This is a genomic window from Parafannyhessea sp. LCP19S3_B1 (genome assembly GCF_052121955.1).
GTDB lineage: Bacteria > Actinomycetota > Coriobacteriia > Coriobacteriales > Atopobiaceae > Parafannyhessea.
On record NZ_JBQKDH010000006.1, the window covers coordinates 91,426 to 118,172 of the forward strand.

The 26,747-nt window shown below is 64.4% G+C and carries 23 protein-coding genes; 8 read left to right on the forward strand and 15 right to left on the reverse strand.

Annotated elements, in window-relative coordinates; genetic code table 11:
* Positions 1-3: 3 nt before the first annotated feature.
* A complete protein-coding gene (locus ACTQWE_RS04310; RefSeq protein WP_441855889.1) occupies positions 4-552 on the reverse strand; it encodes a CinA family protein in 549 nt (182 codons plus the stop codon).
* Between the two features lie 550 nt (positions 553-1,102).
* On the opposite strand from ACTQWE_RS04310, the gene nrdD reads away from it, so the two are divergent.
* The 6 genes from nrdD to ACTQWE_RS04340 all read left to right on the forward strand — a co-directional run bounded on the left by nrdD (position 1,103) and on the right by ACTQWE_RS04340 (position 6,489).
* Positions 1,103-3,325, forward strand: a complete 2,223-nt coding sequence (gene nrdD / locus ACTQWE_RS04315) for an anaerobic ribonucleoside-triphosphate reductase (RefSeq protein ID WP_441855891.1) — start codon at positions 1,103-1,105, stop codon at positions 3,323-3,325.
* 213 nt (positions 3,326-3,538) lie between these two features.
* Entirely contained in the window at positions 3,539-3,829 is a 291-nt protein-coding gene (locus ACTQWE_RS04320) for a hypothetical protein (protein ID WP_441855893.1), read from the forward strand.
* On the forward strand, positions 3,822-4,091 hold the full coding sequence (locus ACTQWE_RS04325; protein ID WP_441855894.1) for a type II toxin-antitoxin system RelE/ParE family toxin: 270 nt from the start codon (positions 3,822-3,824) through the stop codon (positions 4,089-4,091). The genes ACTQWE_RS04320 and ACTQWE_RS04325 overlap by 8 nt, the downstream gene beginning before the upstream one ends.
* Before the next feature lie 24 nt (positions 4,092-4,115).
* On the forward strand, positions 4,116-4,688 hold the full coding sequence (nrdG, locus tag ACTQWE_RS04330; RefSeq protein WP_441855896.1) for an anaerobic ribonucleoside-triphosphate reductase activating protein: 573 nt from the start codon (positions 4,116-4,118) through the stop codon (positions 4,686-4,688).
* A 65-nt stretch (positions 4,689-4,753) separates the two neighbouring features.
* Positions 4,754-5,740 (forward strand): NADase-type glycan-binding domain-containing protein, encoded by a 987-nt coding sequence (locus tag ACTQWE_RS04335; RefSeq protein WP_441855897.1) that lies wholly within the window; start codon positions 4,754-4,756, stop codon positions 5,738-5,740.
* Between the two features lie 38 nt (positions 5,741-5,778).
* Positions 5,779-6,489 (forward strand): nitroreductase family protein, encoded by a 711-nt coding sequence (locus tag ACTQWE_RS04340; protein WP_441855899.1) that lies wholly within the window; start codon positions 5,779-5,781, stop codon positions 6,487-6,489.
* On the opposite strand, the gene ACTQWE_RS04345 is transcribed toward ACTQWE_RS04340, so the two are convergent.
* Together ACTQWE_RS04345 and ACTQWE_RS04350 are read right to left on the reverse strand one after the other, a co-directional pair.
* Positions 6,476-7,273 carry a Cof-type HAD-IIB family hydrolase gene (locus tag ACTQWE_RS04345; protein ID WP_441855901.1) on the reverse strand — a complete coding sequence of 266 codons (798 nt, stop codon included), beginning with the start codon at positions 7,271-7,273 and terminating at the stop codon, positions 6,476-6,478. The two genes, ACTQWE_RS04340 and ACTQWE_RS04345, sit on opposite strands and share 14 nt — an antisense overlap.
* A 14-nt stretch (positions 7,274-7,287) precedes the next feature.
* Positions 7,288-8,157 carry a type III pantothenate kinase gene (locus ACTQWE_RS04350; protein WP_441855903.1) on the reverse strand — a complete coding sequence of 290 codons (870 nt, stop codon included), beginning with the start codon at positions 8,155-8,157 and terminating at the stop codon, positions 7,288-7,290.
* 216 nt (positions 8,158-8,373) lie between these two features.
* Between ACTQWE_RS04350 and ACTQWE_RS04355 the strand changes: the two genes are divergently transcribed.
* Positions 8,374-10,086, forward strand: a complete 1,713-nt coding sequence (locus ACTQWE_RS04355; protein ID WP_441855905.1) for an OPT/YSL family transporter — start codon at positions 8,374-8,376, stop codon at positions 10,084-10,086.
* Positions 10,087-10,208: 122 nt separating this feature from the next.
* On the opposite strand, the gene leuB is transcribed toward ACTQWE_RS04355, so the two are convergent.
* The 11 genes from leuB to ACTQWE_RS04410 all read right to left on the reverse strand — a co-directional run bounded on the left by leuB (position 10,209) and on the right by ACTQWE_RS04410 (position 24,530).
* The gene (gene leuB, locus ACTQWE_RS04360) at positions 10,209-11,360 is read right to left on the reverse strand and encodes a 3-isopropylmalate dehydrogenase (RefSeq protein WP_441855907.1); all 1,152 of its coding nucleotides are present in this window, start codon (positions 11,358-11,360) and stop codon (positions 10,209-10,211) included.
* A 68-nt stretch (positions 11,361-11,428) separates the two neighbouring features.
* A complete protein-coding gene (leuD, locus tag ACTQWE_RS04365) occupies positions 11,429-11,932 on the reverse strand; it encodes a 3-isopropylmalate dehydratase small subunit (RefSeq protein WP_441855909.1) in 504 nt (167 codons plus the stop codon).
* A 13-nt stretch (positions 11,933-11,945) separates the two neighbouring features.
* Entirely contained in the window at positions 11,946-13,217 is a 1,272-nt protein-coding gene (leuC, locus tag ACTQWE_RS04370; protein WP_441855911.1) for a 3-isopropylmalate dehydratase large subunit, read from the reverse strand.
* A gap of 12 nt (positions 13,218-13,229) precedes the next feature.
* Entirely contained in the window at positions 13,230-14,486 is a 1,257-nt protein-coding gene (locus tag ACTQWE_RS04375) for a DUF815 domain-containing protein (protein ID WP_441855912.1), read from the reverse strand.
* 1 nt (position 14,487) lies between these two features.
* Positions 14,488-16,179, reverse strand: coding sequence for a dihydroxy-acid dehydratase (gene ilvD / locus ACTQWE_RS04380; protein WP_441855914.1), 1,692 nt, complete (start codon positions 16,177-16,179; stop codon positions 14,488-14,490).
* A gap of 54 nt (positions 16,180-16,233) precedes the next feature.
* Positions 16,234-17,430 (reverse strand): threonine ammonia-lyase, encoded by a 1,197-nt coding sequence (gene ilvA, locus ACTQWE_RS04385; RefSeq protein ID WP_170103069.1) that lies wholly within the window; start codon positions 17,428-17,430, stop codon positions 16,234-16,236.
* Positions 17,431-17,484: 54 nt separating this feature from the next.
* Positions 17,485-19,203, reverse strand: coding sequence for a biosynthetic-type acetolactate synthase large subunit (gene ilvB, locus ACTQWE_RS04390; protein ID WP_441855917.1), 1,719 nt, complete (start codon positions 19,201-19,203; stop codon positions 17,485-17,487).
* A gap of 422 nt (positions 19,204-19,625) precedes the next feature.
* Positions 19,626-20,645: a ketol-acid reductoisomerase gene (gene ilvC / locus ACTQWE_RS04395; protein WP_441855919.1), complete on the reverse strand. Its 1,020-nt coding sequence runs from the start codon at positions 20,643-20,645 to the stop codon at positions 19,626-19,628.
* Between the two features lie 124 nt (positions 20,646-20,769).
* Positions 20,770-21,276, reverse strand: a complete 507-nt coding sequence (gene ilvN, locus ACTQWE_RS04400; RefSeq protein WP_441855921.1) for an acetolactate synthase small subunit — start codon at positions 21,274-21,276, stop codon at positions 20,770-20,772.
* A 4-nt stretch (positions 21,277-21,280) separates the two neighbouring features.
* Positions 21,281-22,993 carry a biosynthetic-type acetolactate synthase large subunit gene (ilvB, locus tag ACTQWE_RS04405; RefSeq protein ID WP_441855923.1) on the reverse strand — a complete coding sequence of 571 codons (1,713 nt, stop codon included), beginning with the start codon at positions 22,991-22,993 and terminating at the stop codon, positions 21,281-21,283.
* A 1-nt stretch (position 22,994) separates the two neighbouring features.
* Entirely contained in the window at positions 22,995-24,530 is a 1,536-nt protein-coding gene (locus ACTQWE_RS04410; RefSeq protein WP_170103066.1) for a 2-isopropylmalate synthase, read from the reverse strand.
* Positions 24,531-25,046: 516 nt separating this feature from the next.
* Here ACTQWE_RS04410 and ACTQWE_RS04415 point away from each other — a divergent pair.
* On the forward strand, positions 25,047-25,997 hold the full coding sequence (locus tag ACTQWE_RS04415) for an Rpn family recombination-promoting nuclease/putative transposase (protein ID WP_170103065.1): 951 nt from the start codon (positions 25,047-25,049) through the stop codon (positions 25,995-25,997).
* A gap of 85 nt (positions 25,998-26,082) precedes the next feature.
* Here ACTQWE_RS04415 and ACTQWE_RS04420 read toward each other — a convergent pair whose 3' ends face one another.
* Positions 26,083-26,709, reverse strand: coding sequence for a histidine phosphatase family protein (locus tag ACTQWE_RS04420; RefSeq protein ID WP_170103064.1), 627 nt, complete (start codon positions 26,707-26,709; stop codon positions 26,083-26,085).
* Positions 26,710-26,747 lie beyond the last annotated feature (38 nt).

Below are 26,747 nucleotides of genomic sequence, written 5' to 3' on the forward strand. Positions count from 1 at the left end.
CGGCTACACCCCCGCCTCGGCGAGAAGGACCACCAGCCTGTCCCGGACCTCCTTCGCAACCGCGAGCTTGTACATGAGCCGCGACGGCTGCGGAGCGAGGTGCACGTGGTAGCTGTGGTTCCTCTCGCCCTGGGCGTCCTTGCCCGTGCCCAGGCAGATGGCGAAGTAGACCTCGCCGGGGGTCGAGGCCGCAGGGTTCGCGGGGTCGACGTTTCCCATGGTGCCCGTCACGCCGATGCCGATGTTCGCGGCGTACGACCTGCGGCACGCCTGCGCCATGGCCTCGGCCGTCTGGGTGGAGTAGACGGTGTGCTCGCGGATGACCTCGGCCGGCACGCCGCACTTGACCTTCGCGTCGTTGCAGTACGTGACGTACGCGCCCCTCAGCACGGCCGACGCGCCCTCCGTATCCGTTATGAGCGACGCTATCTGGCCGCTCGTGGCGCTCTCCATCGTGCTCACCTCAAGCCCGCGCGCGATGAGCTCGCGCGTGAGGTCCGCGTACTCCGCGCGAACCAGCGCCTCGTCGTAGGTGCCCTCCGCCTGTGCCATAGCGTTCACGTCCTCTCGCATGCGACGCCCGGGCGCCGCGCCCGGGTAGGATACGGCCAGCCTAGCACGCGTCAGGCACGCGCGTCTTGCACGCGCCGAAACGTCTGCAACACATCATCTATTACCTTGTGGAAATCACTACACCATATATAGTTGTATTGTGATGACAATTGCCCCAAATGGGCCCCGCCGACGGCCGGAAATCCGTGTCAAGTGGAGATTGTCCGCGTTCCGCAAAATGAATCAAACAAATTTCTTTTAAGCAGTTTCGCAATGCGTGTTGAATCGCGCAATTTTTTGACCTGCAGCGACTTGGGTTTTCATCATGACTTTCGGCATGATTGACACAATAGGAAACCATATCTGGTGTTTTCAACACAAACGCACCACCACCAATTGTGGCATAGTAGTTCTGCACACCAAACGCAGCAGCAACGGCCAGTGGACGGCGCGTCGTGTGGCGCGCATTTTTTGGCTCCAAGCTGCCCGTTTACAACAATAAGGTGCGCATGGGCGCACCGTTGAACACACAAGATCGAGAGGCGACGGCATGAAGATCATCAAGAGGAACGGTTCCGAGGTCGAGTTTGACGTTCAGAAGATCGTGAACGCCATCAAGGCCGCGAACGCCGAGGCCCCTGCCGACGAGCAGCTCTCGGACCGCGAGGTCAAGTTCGCGTCCTACAACGTGCAGGACGAGTGCGCGGACGCAGGCCACACCGTGACCGTCGAGGAGGTCCAGGACCTCGTCGAGGACCAGCTCATGGCCCTCGACCGCTTCACCGTCGCCCGCAAGTACATCATCTACCGCTACGTGCAGAACCAGAAGCGCCAGAAGAACACGACGGACGACAAGATCCTCAGCCTCATCGAGGCGAACAACGAGGAGGTCAAGCAGGAGAACTCCAACAAGAACCCCACCGTCGTGTCCGTCCAGCGCGACTATATGGCCGGCGAGGTTTCCAAGGACCTCGCGATGCGCGAGCTGCTCCCCGAGGACGTGGTGAAGGCCCACGAGGAGGGCATCATCCACTTCCACGACGCGGACTACTTCGCGCAGCACATGCACAACTGCGACCTCGTGAACCTCGACGACATGCTGCAGAACGGCACCGTCATCTCCGGCACCATGATCGAGAAGCCCCACAGCTTCAGCACCGCGTGCAACATCGCGACGCAGATCATCGCCCAGGTGGCGTCCTGCCAGTACGGTGGCCAGTCCATCTCGCTCTACCACCTCGCCAAGTTCGTCGACGTGTCGCGCAAGAAGATCCGTCGCCAGGTCTACGCCGAGATGGAGGCCATCGACGCGCACCCCGGCACCGAAAAGATCGACCAGATCGTCGAGAAGCGCCTGCACGACGAGATCGCACGCGGCGTCCAGACCATCCAGTACCAGGTCGTCACCCTCATGACCACCAACGGCCAGGCGCCGTTCATCACCGTGTTCATGTACCTCAACGAGGCCCAGAACCCGCAGGAGAAGCACGACCTCGCCCTCTGCATCGAGGAGATGCTGAAGCAGCGCTACCAGGGCGTGAAGAACGAGGCCGGCGTCTGGATCACCCCTGCGTTCCCCAAGCTCATCTACGTGCTGGAGGAGGACAACGTCCACGAGGGCGACGAGTACTTCTACCTCACGAAGCTCGCGGCGAAGTGCACGGCAAAGCGCATGGTGCCCGACTACATCTCCGAGAAGAAGATGCGCGAGTACAAGCTGTCCAAGGGCGAGACCGAGGGCAACGGCGACGTGTACACCTGCATGGGCTGCCGCTCCTTCCTCACCCCGGACCGCTCTGGCAACGGCTACGACAACGTGGCCCGCGCCAAGAACTACGAGCCGGGCAAGCCGAAGTACTACGGCCGCTTCAACCAGGGCGTCGTCACCATCAACCTGCCGGACGTCGCGCTGTCCGCCGACCGTGACGTCGACAAGTTCTGGAAGATCTTCGACGAGCGGCTCGACCTGTGCCACAAGGCCCTGCGCTGCCGCCACGACCGCCTGTGCGGCACGCTTTCCGACGCCGCGCCGATCCTGTGGCAGTACGGCGCGCTCGCGCGCCTCGATAAGGGCGAGAAGATCGACTCCCTGCTCTACGGCGGCTACTCCACCATCAGCCTTGGCTACGCCGGGCTGTACGAGTGCGTGAAGGCGCTCACGGGCCACAGCCACACCGACCCCGAGGGCGAGGAGCTCGGCCTTGCCATCATGCAGCACATGAACGACAGGTGCGCGGAGTGGAAGGCCGCCGAGAACATCGACTACTCCCTGTACGGCACGCCCCTCGAGTCCACCACCTACAAGTTCGCGAAGTGCCTCCAGCGCCGCTTCGGCGTCATCCCCGGCATCACGGACAAGGGCTACATCACGAACTCCTACCACGTGCACGTGACCGAGCACATCGACGCCTTCAGCAAGCTCGCCTTCGAGTCCAAGTTCCAGCGTCTCTCCCCCGGCGGCGCCATCAGCTACGTCGAGGTCCCGAACATGCAGGACAACCTCGAGGCGGTCGTGAAGGTCATGCAGTTCATCTACGACAACATCATGTACGCCGAGCTCAACACCAAGAGCGACTACTGCCAGGTCTGCGGCTACGACGGCGAGATCAGAATCGTGGAAGACGACGGCAAGCTCGTGTGGGAGTGCCCCAACTGCGGCAACCGCGACCAGTCCAAGATGAACGTCGCACGTCGCACCTGCGGCTACATCGGCACCCAGTACTGGAACCAGGGCCGCACACAGGAGATCAGGGACCGCGTGCTTCACCTGTAAGCGATGAAATGGGGTCCACCCCCTCGTGGACATGTTCGGCGCTCGCGCGTTGCGCTCGCTCGCTTCGCGAACCGCCATCCACGAGGAGGTGGACCCTTCTTGATAAGCCAGATACAAGCGGACGAATCCTCATGCAGAGAGATTCGTGCTTAATATCATGTACTTAATTAGGTACTATATATAGTACCTAATTTTTCTGGCAAAGGAGTCTCCATGGCTGCAATTTACTCGTCTGCCGCCCTCAAAACACGCCAGCGCGAAATAAAGGATATCGCCCGCAAAAACGTCGTCCACATCACGGAAAACGGAAACGCCGCCTTCGTGTTCATGAGCGAAGACCTCTTTGAGGAACGCCTGCGCGAGGCCGCCGAAGAGGCCGCTCTTTCGGAGCGTATGCGAGCCTGCATAAGGGCTTCGGATGATTGTTTCGACCGGGGAGATTACATCGAGGGTACCGACGCCTTCCTCAAAGCCCTCGACGAACGAATGGCTGCCCATGGCTAGGGTGCTGTTTTCCCACGCGTTCCTCGATGACGCCGAGACGGTCTATTCCCACCGCCTCAAAAAGCGCCTGGAGTCAGTTCTATCCATGATAGAATCCTTTCCCGATAGCGGCATACGCATAAAATCCAAATTTCTTGCAAGCAAATATGGCGATGAAGCGCGTGTCTGCAATATCGAGCCATTCTATTTGGTCTACTCCTATGACCGGGAAACCGATACGGTGTATATTCACGGTCTCATTCCACAACGCTCAGTTCACTAAAACCACTTCCAAAGGATCCACCCGATGAACTACGCCAACATCAAGTACTGCGACATCGCCAACGGCATCGGAGTGCGCACCACGGTCTTCGTGTCCGGCTGCCGCCTACACTGCAAGGGCTGCTTCAACGCGGAGGCCTGGTCCTTCTCGGCTGGAAAGCCCTTTGACCGCGAGGTGGAGGACAAGGTGCTGGAGAGCCTGCGTCCCTCGTACGTGAATGGCCTCTCCGTGCTGGGCGGCGAGCCCACGGAGCCGGAGAACGTCGCCGCGCTTGCGCCCTTCCTCGAACGCGTGCGGAAGGAGCTGCCCGAAAAGGACATCTGGATGTACTCCGGGCGCGTCTGGGAGCAGCTGACGGGAGACGGAGACCACGCCTCGCCGGACATGGACCGCGTGCTTGCGTGCCTAGACGTGCTGGTAGACGGTCCGTTCGTGCAGGGTCTGTACGACATCTCCCTGCGCTTCCGCGGCTCATCCAACCAGCGCCTGATCGACGTGCCCGCAACGCTGAGGGCACACGCGGACGAAACGCTCTGTGGTGCGAACGACGTGGTGGATTGGGTGGACGACCCCGTGTTCTCGACGCACGTCATGTAGCATTCTGGCCGTTGCCTGCACCTGTCTTGCGCTACATTTGAACCAGGCCAAGACGAGGAGGCAAGATGTTCTGCACTAACTGCGGCGCCAAAATCAAGCCGGGAACGCGCTTCTGCCCGCAGTGCGGAGCAGACCTCTGTGCCATGGCGGACCCGAAGGGGCTGGTCGCCGGCGAGTCCCCGGACAAGGCGCAGGACCTGACGCAGCCCATGCCTCCCGCGCACGCCTCCTGGGAGCCAAGGCAGGCTGCGAGCGCTGATCCCACCCAGGCCGCCCAGGGCGAGCGACGGGCGGAGCCTGGGCAGGCAATGGCCGGCGGAGCCGTCGCGCCCAGGGAGGTGCCGCAGACGCCGGCTCGCCCGAAGGCGGGCTCGCTTCGCCCGGACCCGGAGCGCGGCGGACGCAAGGTCGCCCTCATCGCGCTTGGCGTGCTCGCGCTCTGCGCGGTGGCCGTGACGGGCGTGATTCTGGGCGTGATGCCGATGCTCAGCGCAAACCACAGGGAGCCCTCCATCGTGAGGACCGACGACTCGTCGAACTCCGGCGACACGAAGAAGATCGCGCTGGGCGGCTCCGACGAGGACGACGCAGACTCCAGCTCCAGCGAGGAGCACGCGGGCTTCAAGGGCATCACCCGTGCCAGCGCGTCCTCGACGCTGCCGACGGACCAGTACGCGGACTACGGTGCCCAGAATCTGATTGACGGCAACGTCACGACCGGCTGGGCGGAGGGTGCGAGCGGCCTTGGCATCGGGGAGTCGGTGACGCTTTCCGGCAACGGGCGCCAGACCTTCTCGGCGTTCTCCATCGCGAACGGCTACCAGAAGTCCGAGAGTCTGTACTACAAGAACCCGCGCGCCACCAAGCTGGGCGTCTCCGTGGACGGCAAGAAGGTCATGGACGCCGACCTCCCCGACAACGAGTTTGGCTCAATCACCCGCTTCGAGCTGCCCGAGCCCGTCGACGGCAACTCCATTACGTTCACGATAGAGGCGGCGACGCCGGGATCGAAGTACGAGGACACCACCATCTCTGAGATCACGGTGTCATAGCGGCGCGACCACGCCGCCAGAAGAGGGATAGGGAGCACATGGACCAGGCACGGGACGACATCTGGGCAATCGAGCACCGCCACTCCGTCAGGCGCTTCACGGGCGAGGCGGTGCCTACGGACGCCCGAGCCACGCTCGAGCAGGCCGTCGCCTCGGCAAACGCTGCCTCCGGCCTGCACATGCAGCTGGCCTGGGACGAGCCCGAGGCCTTTGCGACCATGCTCGCCCACTACGGCAAGTTCCAGAACGCCTGCAACTACCTTGCGCTGGTGGGGCCAAAGGGTCCGGACCTGGACGAGCTGTGCGGCTACTTTGGCGAGAAGATCGTGCTCCTTGCGCGGCGACTTGGCCTTGGCAGCTGCTGGGTGGGCGGCACGTTCAGCCGCAAGAGGACCCGCTGCGACGTTGGCGCGGGAGAGCGGCTCGTGCTGGTGGTCGCGCTGGGCATTGGCGTGGACGACGGACGTCCCCGCAGGTCGAAGGGCATAGGCGAGCTCAGCAACACCCACGGCCTCGTGATGCCGGACTGGTTCCAGCATGGCATGCAGGCGGCGGCGCTCGCACCCACGGCCCTGAACCAGCAGCACTTCATCTTCACGCTGAACCGCGACCGCACCCGCGTGAGTGCGCAGTCGACGGGCGGCTTCTTCAGCAAGGTCGACCTGGGCATCGCGGAGTGCCACTTCGAGCTTGCGAGCGGGCACGCCGTGGAGGGCTCCGCCGCGAGCCGTCCGGCTAGCAGCCGATAAGGCCCAGCCGCACGCACGCGTTGTAGATGCCGTCGCGGTCGACGTCGTCGGTAACGAAGTCCGCTTGCTCCCTCACCTCGGGGTTGCCGTTGCCCATGGCGACGGAGGTGCCGCACACGCCGAACATGCCGAGGTCGTTTCCGCCGTCGCCAAAGGCGATGGCCTCCTCCGGAGCGATGCCGTAGAGCTCGAGCACCTTGCGCACGGCACGGTCCTTTCCGCCGCCGCGCGGGAACACGTCCACGAACTCGCGGGTCCACCGGGTCATCTTGATGGAGTTGCACGCCCGCTTCACCACGTCGGTCTGACCGGGCTCAAGAAAGACGTTCAGCTGGTAGATGTCCGCGTCCAGCGCAAGGGCCGGGTCGTCCTCCTCGTAGGTGAGGCCCACCTTCGCCTCGATGCTGCGCACCAGGTCGTCGTGGCCGCTCACGAACATGCGCTCTGCCGTCATGAACAGGCACTGGTACATGCCGTCCTGCACCTGCCCCACGATCGTGGCGATGTCCGCCTTGTCCATCGTCTCCTGGTACAGGATGCCGTCGCGGTTGAGGATGAACTGCCCGTTGAACAGGATGAACGCCTCGAGGCTGTCAAGCGGCACCTCCTCGACGGTGTACGGGGCGCGCCCGGTGCACAGGAAGCACTTCACGCCGTTCTGGCGCAGCTCCCGCAGCGCCACGAGGGTGGACTCCGGCACGCGATGCGTCGCGAACGAGATCATGGTCCCGTCCGCGTCGAAGAACGCAGCCTTGATGTTCTGGTCGATCTTCCACTCTGACATATGGCTCTTCTCCCCTAGCGTCGTGTCTTGGTGGCCCTGGGGCCCGTCTTCTGCTGGCGCGCGTTTGCGAGGTAGAGCAGGTGCAGGCCCCGCAGCGTGAGCGTGGGGTCCACGGTCGCGGGATGCTGGAGCAGCCCCGCGATCACCTGAGCGCCGTCGCCGCACATCACGACGGGCGCCTCGCTGCCGAGCTCACGCTCGATGCCGCGGACGAGCCCGTCTATGCGGATGGCCTCGCCCAGCACCACGCCGGAAAGCATGGCCTCGCGCGTGGACTTGCCGATCACGCGGGTGGGGACCTTCAGCTCTATCTGGGGCAGTCGCGCCGCCGCGCCCGCAAGCGCACGCATGCCAAGCGCCAGTCCCGGCGCGATGACGCCGCCGACAAACGCGCCGCTGGCGTCCACCACCTCCAGGTTGACCGTGGTCCCCAGGTCGACCGCGATGGCAGGGCTGCCCAGCGACTCGCGCGCCGCGATGGCGTCCGCGATGCGGTCCGGCCCCACCTCGGACGGGTCGTGGTAGTCCATGCGGATGCCCGTCTTGAGTCCCGGCCCGACCACGAGCGGCCGTGCGCCGCACGCGACGGCAAGGCCGCGCGTCCACGGCTCCGTGAGCGAGGGCACCACGCACGAGAGTATGGCGCCCACGCGCCCCGTGGCCGCGGCAGCCGCACCGGCGTCGCGCCCCAGCACCTCGAGCGCGCGCTCCGCCAGCAGGCGCGCCTCGTCCGCGGTCAGGCGCTCCGGGGTCGTGACCTCGAACGTGCCCACGGGCTCCGCGTCGCGCGCGGCGTCGGGCGCAAACAGCCCCAGCCGCGTGCTGGTGTTGCCCACGTCCACCGCAAGCGACCCGCACGGCCCGTCCTTCTCGCCCACCTGCATCGCCCCGCCTTCCGCATGCTCGCACCTGTCTTGCGCGGACGCAGCGAGCCGACCGCGCGGGAGCGGCATGCGTCCCCGAGGGTTTCGCATCACGCCCGCCACCTGTATACTCTAACCGTTTGCCCTGCATGTCCGGCACGGCAGACGGTCCGGTAACCCGACTTCCCGACGCATTCCACGTCAAGGGGAAGCGGATATACGCAAAGGAGCTCACATATGGACAACGGTAACGGCCGCGCCCCGTGGCGCGGGCAGCTCACGCCGCGCGGAGCGATCATTGGCACCATAGGCTGCGTCATCATCACGGCGTCGTCCGCGTACACGGCCCTCAAGCTGGGGGCACTGCCCTGGCCCATCGTGTTCGCGGCGGTCATCTCGCTCTTCTTCCTCAGGCTTCTGGGCAACGCCAGCCTGAACGAGGCCAACGTCACCCACACCATCATGTCCGCCGGCGCCATGGTCGCGGGCGGCCTCGCGTTCACGCTGCCCGGCGCATGGATGCTGGGCCTTGCCAACCAGATGGGCTGGGTGCAGATGTTTCTGGTGGCGCTGTGCGGCACCGTGCTGGGACTCGTGTGCACCGCGCTCATACACCGTCACTTCATCGTGGAGGACGAGCTCGAGTTCCCCACTGGCACCGCCGCGGCCGAGACGCTGCGCGCGACGGAGGCCGGCGGCAGCACCGGCGCCAGGCTGTTCTGGTCCATGGGGCTCGCCGGCGCGTACAGCGTGCTGCGCGACGCCCTGGGCGTGGTCCCCACCATGCTGGCCCAGCTGCCCATCCCCGGCGTCAGCTTCGGCATCTACAACTCGCCCATGATGCTATCCGTGGGCTTCCTCGTGGGCTTCGTGCCGCTGGCGTTCTGGTTCGGCGGTGCCGTGTTCGCCAACTTCGGACTGATAGGCGCGGGCAGCGCCCTTGGCCTGTGGAACGTGACGAGCGCCCAGGGCATCGTGAGCAGCCTCGGCATGGGCCTCATGATGGGCTCGGGCATCGCCACCGTCGTCAAGGACATCCTGCCGCAGGTGGGCACGTTCGTGCGCCAGGCCCGCCAAGACGCGCCGGGCGAGAAGAACGACCCCCAGTCGCTGGTGTCGGGCAACCTCCGCACGGACGCCGGGATCTTCGGCGTGGCCACCGCGGCCGTGGCCGTCCTCGCGTGCCTGGGGCTTGGCCTTTCTCCCCTGGCTTCCGTCGTCGTGGTGGTGCTCACCTTCGTCACCACCATCATGAGCGCTCAGTCGTGCGGCCAGACCGGCATCGACCCCATGGAGATCTTCGGCCTCATCGTACTTCTGGCCGTGGCGGCTCTTGGCGAGCACAGCCAGGTCAGGCTGTTCTTCGTCGCGGGCATGGTCGCCGTGGCATGCGGACTCGCCGGGGACGTGATGAACGACTTCCGCGCCGGCCACCTTCTGGGGACCGACCCGCGCGCGCAGTGGCTTGGCCAGGCCCTCGGCGGCATCGTGGGCGCCGTCGTGGCGGCCGCCGTCATGTGCGCGCTCGTGGCGGCGTACGGACCGGGTGCGTTCGGCCCGGGCAAGGCGTTCATCGCGGCGCAGGCGTCCGTCGTCGCAACCATGATATCTGGCATTCCCAGCGTGCCCGCCTTCGTGATAGGGCTTGCGGCCGGCATCGCGCTCTATTGGGCAAAGCTGCCCGCCATGATGGTGGGACTCGGCGTTTACCTGCCGTTCTACATGTCCCTCACCGCGTTTCTGGGCGCGCTCGCGAAGCTCGCCTACGATGCCGCCTGGCGCCGCAAGAACGCCGCGACCACCACGGGGGCAGACGATGCGGAGCTCGAGCGACTCTCTGCGGAGCATGAGCAGAACGGCCTCGTCGTCGCGTCCGGCGTGCTTGGCGGCGAGTCCATCGTGGGCGTGGTCATCGCGTTCGCGTCCGTCATCATGGGGCTCGCAGCCTAGGCGCGGCGCCAAGTCGGTCCTGCGCCTCGCCCGCTCGTCGCGCTAGGCAGACGTGCCCGCACCCTGCCGGTCGGCTTGGGTGCGGGCGCGTCCTTCTGTATGTGGGTGTCTGCTACGTCGCGCTATGCCCTTGCCTGGGCCCGTGCCTGGAACGCCGCGATGATCTTGTCGCCCATCTGCGAGGTGTTCAGGCGCTTGTCCTCCGGAGTGTCGTCGTCCGCAAGGTCGGCCGTGCGCCAGCCGGCGTCCAGCACGTCCTCCACCGCACCGGCGACGTCGTCCGCCGCGTCGTCCATCTGGAAGCTGTAGCGCAGCATCAGCTCGACGGAGAGAATCTGCGCGATGGGGTTCGCGATGCCCTTGCCCGCGATGTCGGGCGCGGAGCCGTGACTCGGCTCGTACAGGGCGGTGCCCGTGCCGAGCGAGGCGGACGCGAGCATGCCGAGCGAGCCCGTCAGCATGGACGCCTCGTCCGAGAGGATGTCGCCAAACGTGTTCTCCGTCACGAGTACGTCGAACTGGGACGGGTTCGCGACCAGCTGCATGGCGCAGTTGTCCACGAGCATGTCCTCGCCCTCGACGTCCGGGTACTCCTCGTTCAGGCGGTGGTTCACCTCGCGCCACAGGCGGGAGGTCTCGAGCACGTTCGCCTTGTCCACGGAGGTCACGATGCCGTCACGGCGGCCGGCCGCCTCGTACGCCCAGCGGATGACGCGCTCTATCTCGTACTCGGAGTACTCCATGGTGTCGACGGCCTTGTCGCCGGCCGCACCGGCGACGCCCGCGCCCTCGACGCCGTGCTCGCGACGGTGCTCGCCAAAGTACAGGCCGCCCGTCAGCTCGCGCACGATGAGCAGGTCGACGCCGTCGAGCCTGTCCTCGCGCAGCGGCGACGCGTCACGCAGCGCCTCGTACACGCGAACGGGGCGCAGGTTGAGGTACAGGCCAAGGTTCTTGCGGATGGCAAGCAGGCCCTGCTCCGGACGGACGGCGCCGGGACGGGTGTCGTTCCACTTCGGGCCGCCGACGGCCGCAAGCAGCACCGCGTCCGCTGCCTGTGCCGCGGCGAGCGTCGCGGGCGGAAGCGCGCTTACGTCCTCGCCGGCCTCGCGGGTCGCATCGATCGCGGCGCCGCCTATGAGCTGGTCCTCGCACGCAAACTCCACGTCGTAGGCGGTGCCGACCGCCTCGAGCAGCCGCTCCGCCTCCGCGATGATCTCCGGGCCGATCCCGTCGCCCGGGAGCGTGCATATCCTGTACGTCTTCGACGCCATGACAACCTCCTTCGGCGCGCTCGTGCGGCACGCCGTCGATTACTTCCCGAGGGGCCAACCCGCCCCGTCTACGCGTTCTTCTCGGCCATCTGGCGCTTCGTGCGCGCCACCAGGCCGCCCTCGTTGATGATCTCCTGGATGAACGGCGGGAACGGCTGCGCCTGGAACGTGGCGCCCGTGGTCTCGTCCCTCACGACGCCGGTGTCCGCGTCCACGTACACCACGTCGCCGTCAGAGATCGCGTCCGCGGCCTCCGGACACTCCATGATGGGCAGGCCGATGTTGATGGCGTTGCGATAGAAGATGCGCGCGAAGCTCTTCGCGATGACCACGCTCACGCCGGCCGCCTTGATGGCCACGGGCGCGTGCTCGCGAGAAGAGCCACAGCCAAAGTTCTCGTCCGCGACTATGATGTCGCCCTTCTTGACCCTGTTCACGAACGTTGGGTCGAGGTCCTCCAGGCAGTGCTTCGCGAGCTCAGCGGGGTCGGAGGTGTTGAGGTAGCGGGCGGGGATGATCACGTCCGTGTCGACGTCGCGCCCGTAGCGAAATGCGGTTCCCTTGAACTTCATGATGCTATCTCCCTTAGGCTTGGTCGAGGTCGGACGGCAGCGCGATGTGCCCGGCGACGGCGGACGCGGCGCACACGGCGGGGCTTGCCAGGTACACCTCGGACGTGGGGTCGCCCATGCGGCCGACGAAGTTGCGGTTCGTCGAGCTCACGCAGCGCTCGCCCGCGGCGAGGATGCCCATGTAGCCGCCAAGGCACGGGCCGCACGTAGGGGTGGACACGACGCAGTGCGCGTCGATGAACACGTCCATGAGGCCCTCGTGCACGCACTGCAGCCAGACGCCCTGCGTCGCCGGAATCACGATGCAGCGCACGTTCGGGTCCACGGTGCGCCCGCGCAGGACGTCGGCGGCAGCGCGCATGTCCTCGATGCGGCCGTTGGTGCAGCTGCCGATGACGGCCTGGTCGATCTTGATGTCGCAGCTCTCCGCGACCGGGTGCGTGTTGCTGGGCAGGTGCGGCCAGGAGACCTGGGGGACGACGTCTGCGGCGTCGATCTTCACGACCTGCTTGTACGTGCAGTCGGGGTCAGAGTGGTACTCCTTGTACGGGCGCTCGCAGCGGCCATCCAGCCAGGCACGCGCGACGTCATCCACCTCGAAGAGACCCGCCTTGCCGCCGGCCTCGATCGCCATGTTCGCGATGGTGAGGCGACCCTCGACGGAGAGGTTCCTGATGGTGGATCCGGCAAACTCCATGGCGCAGTACAGAGCGCCGTCCACGCCGATCTTGCCGATCACGTACAGGATGATGTCCTTCGCGGAGGCGCCTGCCGGCAGCTCGCCGTCCACCTGGATGCGGATGGTCTCGGGCACCTTGAACCACGCGCGGCCGGTTGCCATGCCGACGCCGGCGTCCGTGGAGCCCACGCCCGTGCTGAACGCACCGATGCCACCGTACGTGCAGGTGTGGGAGTCCGCGCCGATGATGAGGTCGCCGGGTCCGACGATGCCCTTCTCGGGGAGAAGCGCGTGCTCTATGCCCATGCAGCCCTGCTCGAAGTAGTGGGTGATGCCCATCTCGTGGGCGAAGTCGCGCGTGACCTTCGTCTGCTCCGCACTCTTGATGTCCTTGTTAGGGCTGTAGTGGTCGGGTACGAGGAAGATCTTCGTCGGGTCGAAGACGCCTGCGCCAATCTCGCGCACCGTCTTGATGGCGATCGGGGCCGTGATGTCGTTCGCGAGCACGCCGTCGAGGTCGCACTCGATGAGCTGGCCGGGGACGACCTCGTCGAGGCCTGCGTGGTCGGCGAGGATCTTCTCTGCCATCGTCATGGGACGTGCCATGGTTGCTCCTTCCTAGTTGAGCGTGTCGGGCGTCGCAAGAAGCGAGTCCACGAACTGCCGCGCGCCGCGGGCGGAGCGGCCGCCGCGCCTGGTGGCGAAGCGCTCCGCGGCGAGGTCGAGCTTGCCCTCGTCCATGGAGATGCCCCTGTCCGCGGCGAGCTTGTGGACGATGTCGAGGTAGACGCCCTTGTCGGGCTTGTAGAACGTAAGGTGGATGCCAAAGCGGTCGGATAGCGAGACGATCTCCTGGATCGTGTCGCGCTGGTGCACGTCGTCGCCGTCGCGGTCGCTGAAGCGCTCGCGCACCAGGTGACGTCGGTTGCTCGTCGCATAGATCACAACGTTGTCGGACTTCGCGGACACGGAGCCCTCAAGAATCGCCTTAAGGGCCGCGAAGTTGTCGTCGTCCGCCGAGAACGACAGGTCGTCGATGAAGATGACGAACTTCAGCGGGTTCTGCGTGAGCTGGTCCAGAATCGCGGGGATGTCGCGCAGCTGCTCCTTGCGGACCTCCAGGATGCGCAGCCCCTCCGGCGCGAGTGCGTTCGCCACGGCCTTGACCGTGGAGCTCTTGCCCGTACCGGCATCCCCCGTGAGCAGGATGTTAGCGGCGGGAAGCCCGCGCAGCAGCGCGCGGGTGTTCTCCAGGATGGCGTTGCGCTGGCGCTCGTAGTCCACGAGGTCCTCCAGGCGCTGCGGGTCTGGGTAGCGCACGGGAACGATCTGGCCCCCGTCCACGCGAAACACGTGGTAGCGGGCGTACATGCCCCAGCCCGTGCGACCGATGCTCGCCGCCCTCTCCGCGTAGGCCGCGGGAAGGTCGATCCTGGAGTTGGCAAAGCGCGGCAGCAGCGCGCGAAGGTCCTTCTCGCCCACCGGGGCGAGAAGGACATCCGACGTGAGGTTCGCCATCATGCCAAGCGTCTTGAGCTCGCTCGCGGCGGCGTCCTCGAGCTCAGGCGCGACGCCTCCGCCAGCGCCAAGGCGCCTGAGGTAGGCGTTCTCGTCGTCGAGGACCACGGTGCGCACGTGCGTGGCGAGGTCGGCGTCGCCCGCCTCGAGCAGCGCCGCCACAAGCCGTGCGTACGCGTCGGCGTACTCGTGCTCCAGACCCGGGCGCGCGGGGTCCTCCTCGAGCCGGTCGCCCAGCTCGATGCAGCGCGCGAGCGCGGCCGTCACGTCATCCTCGAGCACGCCCCGGAAGACCGCAAGCGAAAGCAGGCCTAGGCGGAGCCTCCTGAACGTCGCCTCCTCGTCCCAAGCGGCCATGCTACTCCCCCGCCGAGAGGACGGCGCCGTTTGCGCCAGAGCCCACGAGCGCGGCATAGCGCTTGAGGTAGCCGTGGAGCTCCTTCGACTTGGGCACAAACGCCGCCATGCGACGCTCGTACTCCGCGTCGTCGATCTTCAGCTCGATGCGGTTGTTCGGGATGTCGATCAGGATGGTATCGCCCTCCTCGACGATGCCGATCGGGCCACCGCTTGCCGCCTCCGGGGAGACATGGCCCACGCAGGCGCCTCGCGTCGCACCGGAGAAGCGGCCGTCCGTGATGAGCGCGACGGACTCGCCGAGGCCGCGTCCCATGATCGCAGAGGTGGGGTTCAGCATCTCGCGCATGCCGGGACCGCCCTTCGGGCCCTCGTAGCGGATGACCACGACGTCGCCCGCGACGATCTTGCCCTCGTCGATGGCCTGCTGCGCCGCCTCCTCGCTCTCGAACACGCGGGCCGGGCCCTCATGGACGAGCATGTTCGGCGCGACGGCCGCACGCTTGACGACCGATCCGTCCGGCGCGAGGTTTCCACGCAGGACCGCGATGCCACCGGTTGCGGAGTACGGGTCGTCCACCGGACGAATGACGTCGTGGTCGAGCACGGGGTGGTTCGCGATGTTCTCGCCCACGGTCTTGCCGGTGACCGTCATGCAGTCGAGGTTGAGCAGGCCCTTCTTGGAGAGCTCGTTCATGACGGCGTAGATGCCGCCCGCCTCGTTCAGGTCCTCCATGTACGTGCGACCTGCGGGTGCGAGGTGGCAGATGTTCGGCGTGCGGGCCGACATCTCGTTCGCGTTGTCGAGGTTGAGCTCGATGCCGCACTCGTGCGCGATGGCGGGCAGGTGGAGCATCGTGTTGGTGGAGCAGCCGAGCGCCATGTCGACGGTGAGTGCGTTCGCGAACGCCTCCCTCGTCATGATGTCGCGCGGGCGGATGTCGCGACGCAGCATCTCCATGACGGCCATGCCCGCGTGCTTCGCGAGCTCCAGGCGCGCGGAGTACACGGCGGGGATGGTGCCGTTGCCGGAGAGACCCATGCCGATGACCTCCGTCAGGCAGTTCATGGAGTTCGCGGTGTACATGCCGGAGCACGAGCCGCACGTCGGACACACCTTGCGCGCGTAGTCCTCCAGGTCCTCCTCGCTCATCTTGCCGGCGGAGTAGCTGCCCTGCGCCTCGAACATAGACGACAGGCTCGTCTTGCAGCCATGGACGTGGCCGGCGAGCATGGGGCCACCAGACGCGAACACGGTGGGCACGTTCACGCGAGCCGCGGCCATCAGCAGGCCGGGGACGTTCTTGTCGCAGTTCGGGACCATCACGAGCGCGTCGAAGCCGTGCGCGAGCGCCATGCACTCCGTGGAGTCCGCGATGAGGTCGCGCGTGACGAGGCTGTACTTCATGCCGGTGTGGCCCATGGCGATGCCATCGCACACGGCGATCGCGGGGAACACGACGGGCATGCCGCCGGCCATGGCGACGCCCATCTTGACGGCCTCGACGATCTTGTCGATGTTCATGTGGCCGGGGACGATCTCGTTCTGGGAGCTCACGATGCCCACGATGGGACGGTGCATCTCCTCCTCGGTCCAGCCAAGCGCGTGGAACAGCGAGCGATGTGCTGCGTTACGCGCGCCAAACTTGATCTCGTCGCTCGCAAAGTGCTTGCGATCCGGGGTTCCCTCCATTGGTTCCTCCTCGTTCTTCTCGCCCACCGAGGGCGCGTGTCATTTCTATTTGAACTAGTTCGCAAGCGAGAAGCCCGCGTCCTGCAGATGCTGACGGATCTCCTCTATCTGGTCGTTGTCACGGGTCTCCATGCCCACGCGCAGGATGCAGCTCGAGATGGGCAGGTCGGGGTCGGTCAGGTCGTAGTCGACGGAGACGACGTTCGCGCCGAGCTCCGCGATGATGTGGCTGACCTGCTCAAGCTGGCCCGGCTTGTCCGTGAGCTTCAGCGAGAGCGTGACCTTGCGGCCGCTCATGGCAAGGCCGCGGTTGATGACGCGGGACAGGATGTTCACGTCGATGTTGCCGCCGCTTATAACGCAGACGACGCGCTTGCCCTCGACGGGCAGGTGGCCGAACATGCAGGCCGCGACCGGCGTGGCCCCCGCGCCCTCCGCGACGAGCTTCTGGCGCTCCATGAGCGCAAGGATCGCGGCGGCGATCTCGTCGTCCGAGACGGTCACGATGTCGTCGACGTACTTCTCGACCATCTCGAAGTTCAGGGTGCCGGGAACCTTGACCTGGATGCCATCGGCGAACGTGACGGCGGAGTCGGAGGCGGCCCACTTGTCCTGGTGGAACGCATCCGCGAACGCGGAGGCACCCTCTGCCTGGACGCCGTAGACCTTGCACTGCGGGCGTAGGCTCTTGATGGCGAGCGCGACGCCGGAGATGAGTCCGCCGCCACCGACGGGAACGACGACGGCGTCCACGCCATCGAGCTGGTCAAGGATCTCGAGTCCGATGGTGCCCTGGCCCGCGATCACGTCCTCGTCGTCGTACGGGTGGATGAACGTGGCTCCCGTCTCCTCCTGCAGGCGGACGGCCTCGTCGTGGGCGTCGTCGTACGTGCCCTTGACCAGGCGCACCTCCGCCCCAAGCCTGCGCGTGTTCTCCACCTTCATGATGGGGGCGCCGTCCGGCATGCACACGACGCTCTTGACACCCAGGCGCGTCGCCGCAAGCGCGACGCCTTGCGCATGGTTGCCCGCGCTGCACGCGATGATGCCGCGGGACAGCTCGTCCTTGCTGAGGCGATTGATCTTGTAGTACGCACCGCGAATCTTGAACGAACCGGTGACCTGCAGGTTCTCCGTCTTCAGGTGCAGGTCCATCCCTTCGACCAGGTTGGGTGCCGCGATGAGGTCGGTCTTTCGCGCGACCCCGCGTAGCGCGTATGCGGCGTTGTACACCTTGTCCAGTGAGAGCATCCTGAGGTTCCTTTCTTGGGTTTGAACTTTGGATTTCCTGCGCGTCGCAGCCTGCTAGACCGCGAGGAAGTTCGTGATGTGCTGTCCGCCGGGGACCATGGGGCGCACCATCTCGTCGCGGTCGAGCACCACGTCGATCACGTAGCCGTGACCGCAGTCGAGCGCCTCGCGCAGCGCCGCCTCGAAGTCCGCGACGGTCGAGACGCGCCTGCCGTCCAGGCCGTAGGCGCGTGCCAGGTCCGGCCACGAGGGCGGCCTGTCAAGGTTCGTCTGGGAGTAGTGGCCGTTGTAGATGAGCGTCTGCCACTGATGCACCATGCCCAGGACCTCGTTGTCGTAGATGATGGTGATGATGGGCAGCTTGTAGTGCTCCTCGGTCGCGAGCTCGATGCAGTTCATGCGGAACGAGCCGTCGCCCGTGACGTGGATGACGCGCTTCGTGGGGTTGCCCACCTGCGCGCCGATGGCGGCGCCCAGGCCAAAGCCCATGGTGCCAAAGCCGCCCGACGTGAGCAGCTGGCCCGGATAGTCGTAGTGGAAGTGCTGGATCGCCCACATCTGGTGCTGGCCGACATCCGTCGTGACGATGGTGTCCTGCGGGCACAGGCGCGCGACTACGTCGTCCACCTGCTTCGGGGTGAGGTGGCCCTCCTCCTCGTCGTACACCGTCTCGGTGGGGTACGAGAACACGAACTCCTTCCACTCGGAGTGGTCGAGCTGCCCCGCGGACTCGAGTCGCTTGAGCAGCAGCTGGAGCACCTGGCGCACGTCGCCCTGGATGCCCTTCTCGCAGTGGACGTTCTTGCCGATCTCGGACGGGTCGATGTCGATCTGGACGATCTTCGCCTTCGAGGCAAACGTGTCAGGCTTGAGGGCGATGCGATCCGAGAACCTGCAGCCAAGCGCCAGCAGCAGGTCGCAGTTGTCGACGGCCATGTTCGAGGCCTGGGAGCCATGCATGCCGATCATGCCCGTGGTCAGGGGATCGCGTCCCCTGAAGCCGCCACCGCCCATGACCGTGATGGCAACGGGCGCATCGATCTGGTTCGCAAAGCGGTTGAGTTCGCCGTTGGCCCTGCTGCGCACCACACCGCCGCCGCAGATGATCATCGGGCGCTTCGACTCCAGCACCATCTGAACGACCTCGTCTACGTCCGCCGCGTCGACCGCGGGTGGCTCGAGCGAGGCGCGAAGCTCGTCGGGCAGAAGACCGGGGGCAAGGTGCGAGAGGTGCTCGGAGAGGTGGACGGGCGCGTACGAGGTAAACGTCTGGGTGACGTCCTTCGTGATGTCCAGGAAAACGGGACCCGGCCTGCCGGAACGCGCCACCAAGAACGCCGCGCGCACGACGGAGGCGAGCTCGCTCACGTCGGACACCTGGTGCGTCCATTTCGTGATCGGCTTCATGACCGCGGTGCTGTCGACCTCCTGGAACGAGTTCTTGCCCAGAAGCTGGGAGGTGACGTTGCAGCTGATGGCAACCACAGGAGAGCTGTCCGCCATTGCGGTCGCGATGCCGGTCGTCAGGTTCGTGGCGCCAGGGCCGGACGTCGCAAAGCACACGCCAACGCGCCCCGTGGAGCGCGCGTAGCCGTCCGCGGCGTGAGCGGCGCCCTGCTCGTGGCTCACAAGATAGTGGTTGATGCCGCTCGTCTGGTACAGAGCGTCGTACACGTCCAGGATCGTGCCGCCAGGATACCCAAAGACGGTGTCCACTCCCTGCTCCTTGAGGCATTCCAGCAGAATCTGAGCCCCTGTCAGCTGCAGTTCCATCGGTCCCCTTCCCTTTTCGTCCTGTCGTATCGCTTCCTCGAGCCTTGTCTGATGTCTAAAAAAAGAGTCCCCGCCCCTGGCGAAGACCCACATGCGTTGCAACCCCTTTGTAAAAGAGGCTGCAACTAAATAATAGCTAGGATTTCAGCGGAGAAGTTCATGCGTCCGCGAGCGTTAGATCTTGCCTCTGTCATCGGACATCCTCCTCCAAACGTCTGAATCGTTACGAACCGTGAGTCCCTATATTTGCACACCACGGCACGCTACTCCATAGATGCCGTGCGCTCGTAACAAAGTGGTTGCATTGCAATCAAGCAGGTAGCATTTCGGCAGGTAGATGCCTAAAAAGACGCGGCCCAGGACAGATGCCCAAGCCGCGTCCCCACGCTTTTCTCGCAGTCGATCCGACCGTCGGGAAATCCCTAGTTGTTCAGGAGCTTGTCCTCGTCGTTCCACGCATACAGTGCGCGAATCTTCTTGCCGGTCTCCTCCATCAGGGTCTCGGCCTGCTGACGACGCATCGCCTTGAAGTGGACCTGGTGGCTCTCCTCGGACATGTCAAGCAGGAACTCCTTGGCGAACTCGCCGTTCTGGATGCGCTTCAGGTTGTAGCGCATGCCCTCCTTGGCGGCCTCGGTGATCACGTGCGGGCCGGCGGTGTAGTCGCCGTACTCAGCGGTGTTGGAGATGGAGGAGCGCATGCCGGCGAAGCCGCTCTCGTAGATGAGGTCGACGATCAGCTTCATCTCGTGGATGCACTCGAAGTAGGCGTTGCGAGGATCGTAGCCCGCCTCGACCAGCGTGTTGAAGCCAGCCTCCATCAGGTCGGTCACGCCGCCGCAGAGGACGTTCTGCTCGCCAAAGAGGTCAGTCTCGGTCTCGGTCCTGAAATCGGTCTCGAGAAGCGCAGCGCGGGCTCCGCCGATGGCGGCACCGTAGGCCAGGGCGAGGTCGAACGCGTCGCCGGTGGCGTCCTGGTGGGCGCAGACCAGGCACGGGGTGCCCTTGCCCTCGAGATAGGTGGAGCGGACGGTGTGACCGGGAGCCTTGGGAGCGACCATGATCACGTTGCAGTCCGGGCGGACGGTGATGCAGCCGTAGTGGATGTTGAAGCCGTGCGCGAAGGCGATGGTCTTGCCCGGTGCGAGGTTCGGCTCGATGTCCTCCTTGTACATCTTGGCCTGATACTCGTCGTTGATCAGGATCATGATGATGTCGGCCCACTTGGCGGCCTCGGCGTTGGAGACGACCTCGAGGCCCTGCTTCTCGGCCTTCGCCTTGGACTTGGAACCGGGGCGCAGACCAACCTTCACGTCCACGCCGGAATCCTTCAGGTTCAGCGCGTGCGCGTGACCCTGAGAGCCGTAGCCAATGATTGCGACCTTCTTGCCGTCGAGCTTGCTGACGTCGCAGTCCTGCTCGTGGAACATCCTGAATGCCATCTGTTCTTTCCTTTCGCTTGATGGACGGTACGGAAACTCTATGTGACAGAGGCTCCCATGGGGAGTCTGGGTCTCCCTTTGTTAACACGCTCGCGATGTGCGGCACATTTCCTTCAAATCGCGCCTAGACGTTTGCCACGTCCCTCATCACGCTCGGGCCGCGCTCCAGGCTCACGACCCCCGTGCGACACACCTCGAGAATCTCGAAGTCGCGCATCAGGTCGATGAAGTTGTCGATGCGCCTGCTTCCCCCGGCAATCCTGAAGACGATGGAGTCGCGGGTGTAGTCCACGATCTTCGCCCTGAACGCATCCGCAGCGTCAAGCACCTGCGATCTCGTCTCGTTGCGGTTCGCCATCTTGATGAGCAGCAGCTCGCAGCTGATGGAGTCCTCCGGGTCGAACTCCTTCCACGAGATGACGTCGGGCAGCTTGGCAAGCTGTGCCACCAGTTGGCGCTTCGAGCGCTCCTCGCCCTCGTACTGCACCGTAATGCGGCTCAGCCGCTCCGTCTCGGTCTCGGAGACCGTCAGGCTCAGGATGTTGAACTGCCTGCGCCTGAACATGCTGGTAACGCGATTGAGGACGCCGTACTCGTTCCTGACCATGATGGCGATGTTGTACGTGGTCATCCGCCTACCTCCCCATCCTGGCGCGAACGTCGTCCATGTTCACGATCAGCTCGTCCATGGACGCCCCAATCCGCAAAACGGGCGTAACGAACTCGTCCTTGTCTATCGGCACCTCAATGAGCTTCGGCCCTGCCGTCGTCGGGTCGCCCTGGGCGAGAAGTGCCCGATCCAGGGCCTCGGAGAGCTCCTCGATCGTCTGGACCCTCGTCGCCTCGGCCCCCATCCCACGCGCAATGGCGCAGAAGTCGGCGCCGCCATGCCTCAAGGTGGTCATGGAATAGCGCTGCTCCTTGAAGAGCGACTGCATCTGACGGACCATGCCGAGCACACCGTTATTCAATAGCACGATGCACACGGGTATGTGGTTGTCCGCCGCTGTGATCATCTCCGCCATGTCCATGGCGAAGGACCCGTCGCCAGTCACCAGGATGGAGGGCCTACCAGTCGCAAGCGCAACCCCGTTCGCCGCCCCGAGGCCAAAGCCCATGGTGCCCAGACCGCCAGAGGTGATGAACGTCCTCGGCTTCGCGAAGCGCAGATACTGCGCCGCCCACATCTGGTGCTGACCAACGTCGGTCACGACCGCCATGTCCTCGGAACGCGCCGCATCTATGGCCTCCATCACGTTCTTTGGGGTCAGCCCTTCTCGGTAGTCCGCGTAGCCGCGCTCCTGTGCACGAAGCTCTCGCACGTGACGCACCCACTCCTCGTGGGTATTGGGCTCTATGAGCTCGGCCACGTCCTCCAGGAAGGCACGCACGTCGCTCTTGACCTCTACCTGGTCCTCCAGGCTCTTCGAGAACTCGGACGAGTCGACGTCCACGTGCACGACCTTGCCACTCGGAGCGAACTTCGTACGGTCGCCCGTAGACCTGTCGTTGAAGCGGGCCCCCAGAGCGATCAGGCAGTCGCACTCGTACATCGCCCTCGTACTGGCAAAGTGCCCGTGCATGCCCTCCATGCCCAGGAAGCCGGGTGCGTCCGTCGGGACACCCGAGACGCCCATGAGCGAGCACCCTATGGGAGCTCCGATCTTCTTTGCGAAGTCGACGATCTCTTGCGACACGCCGCTCCAGACGGCTCCGCCGCCAAAGTACACGAACGGTCTGCGAGACCTGTTTATAGCTGTGGCAGCAGCCTCAAGCTCATCTCTGGACGCACGGGGAGGCTCTACGGCGGGAAGCGGCTCCGCATCCTGCCAGTCAATCATCGTGCGCTGGACGTCGGCGGGAATGTCCACGAGGACGGGTCCCCGCCTGCCGGAGTTCGCAAGCCGGAACGCCTCGCGCAGCACCTCCTGCAGGCGGCTCGCATCGCGCACGAAGTAGTTGTGCTTCGTGATAGGCAGCGTGACGCCCGTGATGTCGAGCTCCTGGAACGCGTCCGTCCCGATCATCTGGTTCGAGACATTGCCCGTGATGGCCACCAGCGGTACGGAGTCCAGGTACGCCGTGGCGATGCCCGTCACGAGGTTTGTTGCACCCGGACCAGAGGTTGCGATCACGACGCCCGTCTTTCCGGTCGCGCGAGCGTAGCCGTCCGCCGAATGACAGCCATGCTGCTCGTGCGTCGGCTCGATGACCCTGATCTTGTCCGTGGCGTCGTAGAGAGCGTCGAAGAGCTCGAGCACGGTCCCGCCCGGATAGCCAAACACGGTGTCGACGCCCTCGGAGACGAGGGTCTCGACAATGCCCTGTGCGCCAGAGATTCGCCTCATACTACTTTCCTTCGTTCGAGCGCTGCGTCTGAATCATGCGGTTGATTGCGTTAACGTATGCCTTCGCGGAAGATACGACGATGTCGTTGTCAGAGCCTCGCCCGGTGAATACTCGACCGTCTTCGGCCTGGATGCGTACGGTCACCTCCCCCAGCGCGTCGATGCCGCGCGTGACGGCCTTGACAGAGAACTCCTGCAGGTCACCGTGGACGCTGACAACCTGGTCGACCGCCTTGTATGCGGCATCCACGGGACCGGTGCCGGTCGCGCACACCACGTGCTTCTCGCCCGACTCGTCGCTGATGGTCGCCGTTGCCGTCGGGACCAGCGGGTCACCGCAGGAGACCTGGAGCGCATCGAGGGTGTAGATGGCGGATGCGTCACGCTGACGCTCCTGCACCATGGACTCGAGGTCCTCGTCGTACACTTCCTTCTTCTGGTCCGCAATCTCCAGGAAGCGCTGATAGATCTCGTCGAACTCGTCGTCCGGGAACGTGTAGCCCAGCTCCGCCAGACGGTGCTTCAATGCCGCGTGACCGCTGCGCGCGCTCAGGATGATTTCCGAACCGGCCGCGCCAACGTCCGCGGGGTCGAGAATCTCGTAGGTGTCGCGCGCCTTCAGCACGCCATCCTGATGGATCCCGGAGGAGTGCGCGAAGGCGTTGGAGCCGACGATGGCCTTGTTTGCCTGCACGTTCATGCCGGTGATGCGGCTTACGAGGTGGCTCGCCCTCGTGAGCTCCTGCGTGACGATGCCGGTGTGCGCGTCGAGCTCGTCGCCGTGCATCTTTATGGCCATGACGACCTCTTCGAGGGCGGTGTTGCCTGCGCGCTCGCCAAGACCGTTAATCGTGCACTCGATCTGCGTCGCACCGTTCTTCACGCCGGCGAGCGCCAGCGCCGTCGCCATGCCCAAGTCGTTGTGGGTGTGCACGCTGATGGTCACGTTCTCGATGCCGCGAACGTTGTCCGCGAGGCCCTTGATTCGCGCACCGAAGTCGTCAGGCAGCTGGTATCCCGTCGTGTCGGGAATGTTCACGACGGTGGCGCCGGCGTCTACGGCCGCCTGTATCACGCGCTCCAGGAACTTCTGGTCCGCGCGGCCCGCGTCCTCGGCGTAGAACTCGACATCGTCCACGTACTTCTTCGCATACTTGACGCAGTGAATCGCACGCTCGACGCACTCGTCCTCGCTAATGCGCAGCTTCTCGCGCAAATGCTGGGGAGAAACGCCCAGACCGGTGTGAATGCGGGGGCGCTTAGCGGTCTTCAGGGCTTCGGCAGCGCGGTCAATGTCCTTGTCCACCGCTCGCGTGAGTCCGACGACCACGGCATCGTCACCCGCCAGGCGCCCAATCTCCTGAACAGAGCGGAAGTCGCCGGGAGACGAAATGGGGAACCCGGCCTCGATTACGTCCACGTGCATCCTGAGCAGCTGTTGGGCAATAACGAGCTTCTCCTCGGTGTTCATCGATGCGCCAGGCGACTGCTCGCCGTCTCGCAATGTGGTGTCGAAGATGTTGATCTTGCGGGTCATGAAAGACTCCTCTCGGACGGTGTGGCACGTCAATAGATACGCAAACAACCATCCACCGGATAGAGCCGACGCCGCGCTATGTGAAAAAAGGGATGCGAGCGCCAAACCCACGTTCCGGCGGGTCAAACATTACGCGCTAGCAGCAACCTGCGTGCAGTCTAGCGCGCGCTCGCTAGTAGGAGCGAGGAAACGACACCAAGTACCACGCGGCTGGCCGCGAGGTCGGTGAAGTCCTTGTATGCGACGAAGTCGTTGGTCATCGCTTTCGCTCCTTAGACATTCGCATCCACACGGATGCGTTGATGGACAATATGCCACAGCGTAGGACGCAGGTCGAGAAAAACTCCCCCCGCTTCTCCAAGCGGAAACATTTGGCCGGAAAACGTCCCCACTGCAATGACCGAGCCTTGACTATCTTGCATTTATCTGCAGCAAATTCCCTGTTGCAAAGGGGTATACGGCATGGTATAGTTCAACTATAGAACGTTTGTTCGATTCATGGAGAGGAGCGCGCACATGGAGCAGGACGTCAGAAATCTGGTTCAGGAGCTCGAGGTCCGTTGGAAATCTCTCACCATCGCGAACGACTTCGTCTTCGGAAAGGTGATGCTTGATGAGGACCTCTGCAAGGAGGTGCTCGAGGCAATTCTCTCCACTGACATCGAGAAGATCGAGTACGTTGGACGTCAGGATGCCATCGACGTAACCGAAGACGGACACGGCGTACGCCTTGACGTCTACGTCCGTGACGCCAGGGGAACGGTCTACAGCGTCGAGATGCAGGCAACTGACACGCACGAGCTTCCGCAGCGCTCGCGCTACTATCACGCAATGCTTGCCCTTTCCCAGATTAGCCGGGGTGCCCCCTATCGCTCCCTCAGGGATTCCTACGTCATATTCATCTGCGGGTTCGATTTATTTGGGCTGGGACGCAGGGTATACTCTTTCCAAAGCCGTTGCGAGGACGACCCAGACCTCTGCCTAGACGACGGGGTGCACACCATCTTTCTCGCAGCCACTTCACCCACGGAACCGCAGGAGGGCCCACGGGTTAACGAGCTCCTTGACTACATTTCCTCTCGAAAGGTCACGGGAGAGCTCTCCTCAAGGCTCAACGAGGCCGTGGAGCACGTCCTCGACAACCGCAAATGGAGGCTTGAGTTCATGGTGCAGGCAATCAAGGATCAGCTCAATGTCGACAAGGGTCGCGAGCTCGGTCTCGCAGAGGGCCGCAAGCTTGGCCTTGAGGAAGGTCGCCAGCTGGGACTCGACGAGGGACACAAGCTGGGCTTGGACGAGGGTCGCAAGATCGGACTCGAAGAAGGCCAGACAGTCGGCGAGGAGCGGCTTGCGAAGCTTGTCGCACGTCTTAACGAGGATGGGCGACAAGACGATATCGTTCGCGCGGCTACAGATCCTACGTTTAGGGCAAACCTGTATAGCGAGTACTCCATCGGCTCGGAATAACGCGAAGTATCCATAGGCCGCCGTGTCGCATATGGGCACGCACGTAGCAACTAGCTGGGAGGCGGCATGCCGCCCCCCCAGCTTGCTAATCGATTGGCCTGAACTTCTCCGCCTTTACTGGCATACACACGAGTTCGAATTCGCCATCCGTCGCCACGATGGTCGCAATGCCTGCATTTGGCACGCGCATGGTAGTGCTGACCAACCTCCGGGAGAAACCGGACATCTTGGCAAACTCGAGCACCACATACCGCAGGTAGGCGCCATGTCCCACTACCAGGACGTCATCTCCGTCGGCACTCTCTTTGTACATCTTCTTGAATGCACGCTTCACACGTTCGCGCACCTCTTTCCCGCTCTCGCCACCCACGGACGAGAAGTCCTGGCGCAGGAAGCAGCGAGCAAATGCCCCCCTGTTGCCCTTATAGGGCTTACCGTCGATGTCACCAAAGTCGAACTCACGGAGATTCGCGTTCACCTTTGTCTCGACATCCCTCCCCGCAAGCAGCACCTCCGCCGTCTGATGCGTGCGATTTAGGGGTGAGACATAGCACCTCGCGAACTCTATTTGCGAAAGAGCTTCTGCACTTCTCTCGATCGTGGGGACGCTCTCGGGCACAAGGGGCGAATCGACCCTCCCGCCTTGGATTACCTTGTCGCGGTTGAACTCGGTCCTTCCGTGCCGAACATAGTAGAAGGTGACTTTTTTCATGCACGCACATCCTTATCGAAATCGTTAGGTCGGCAGTC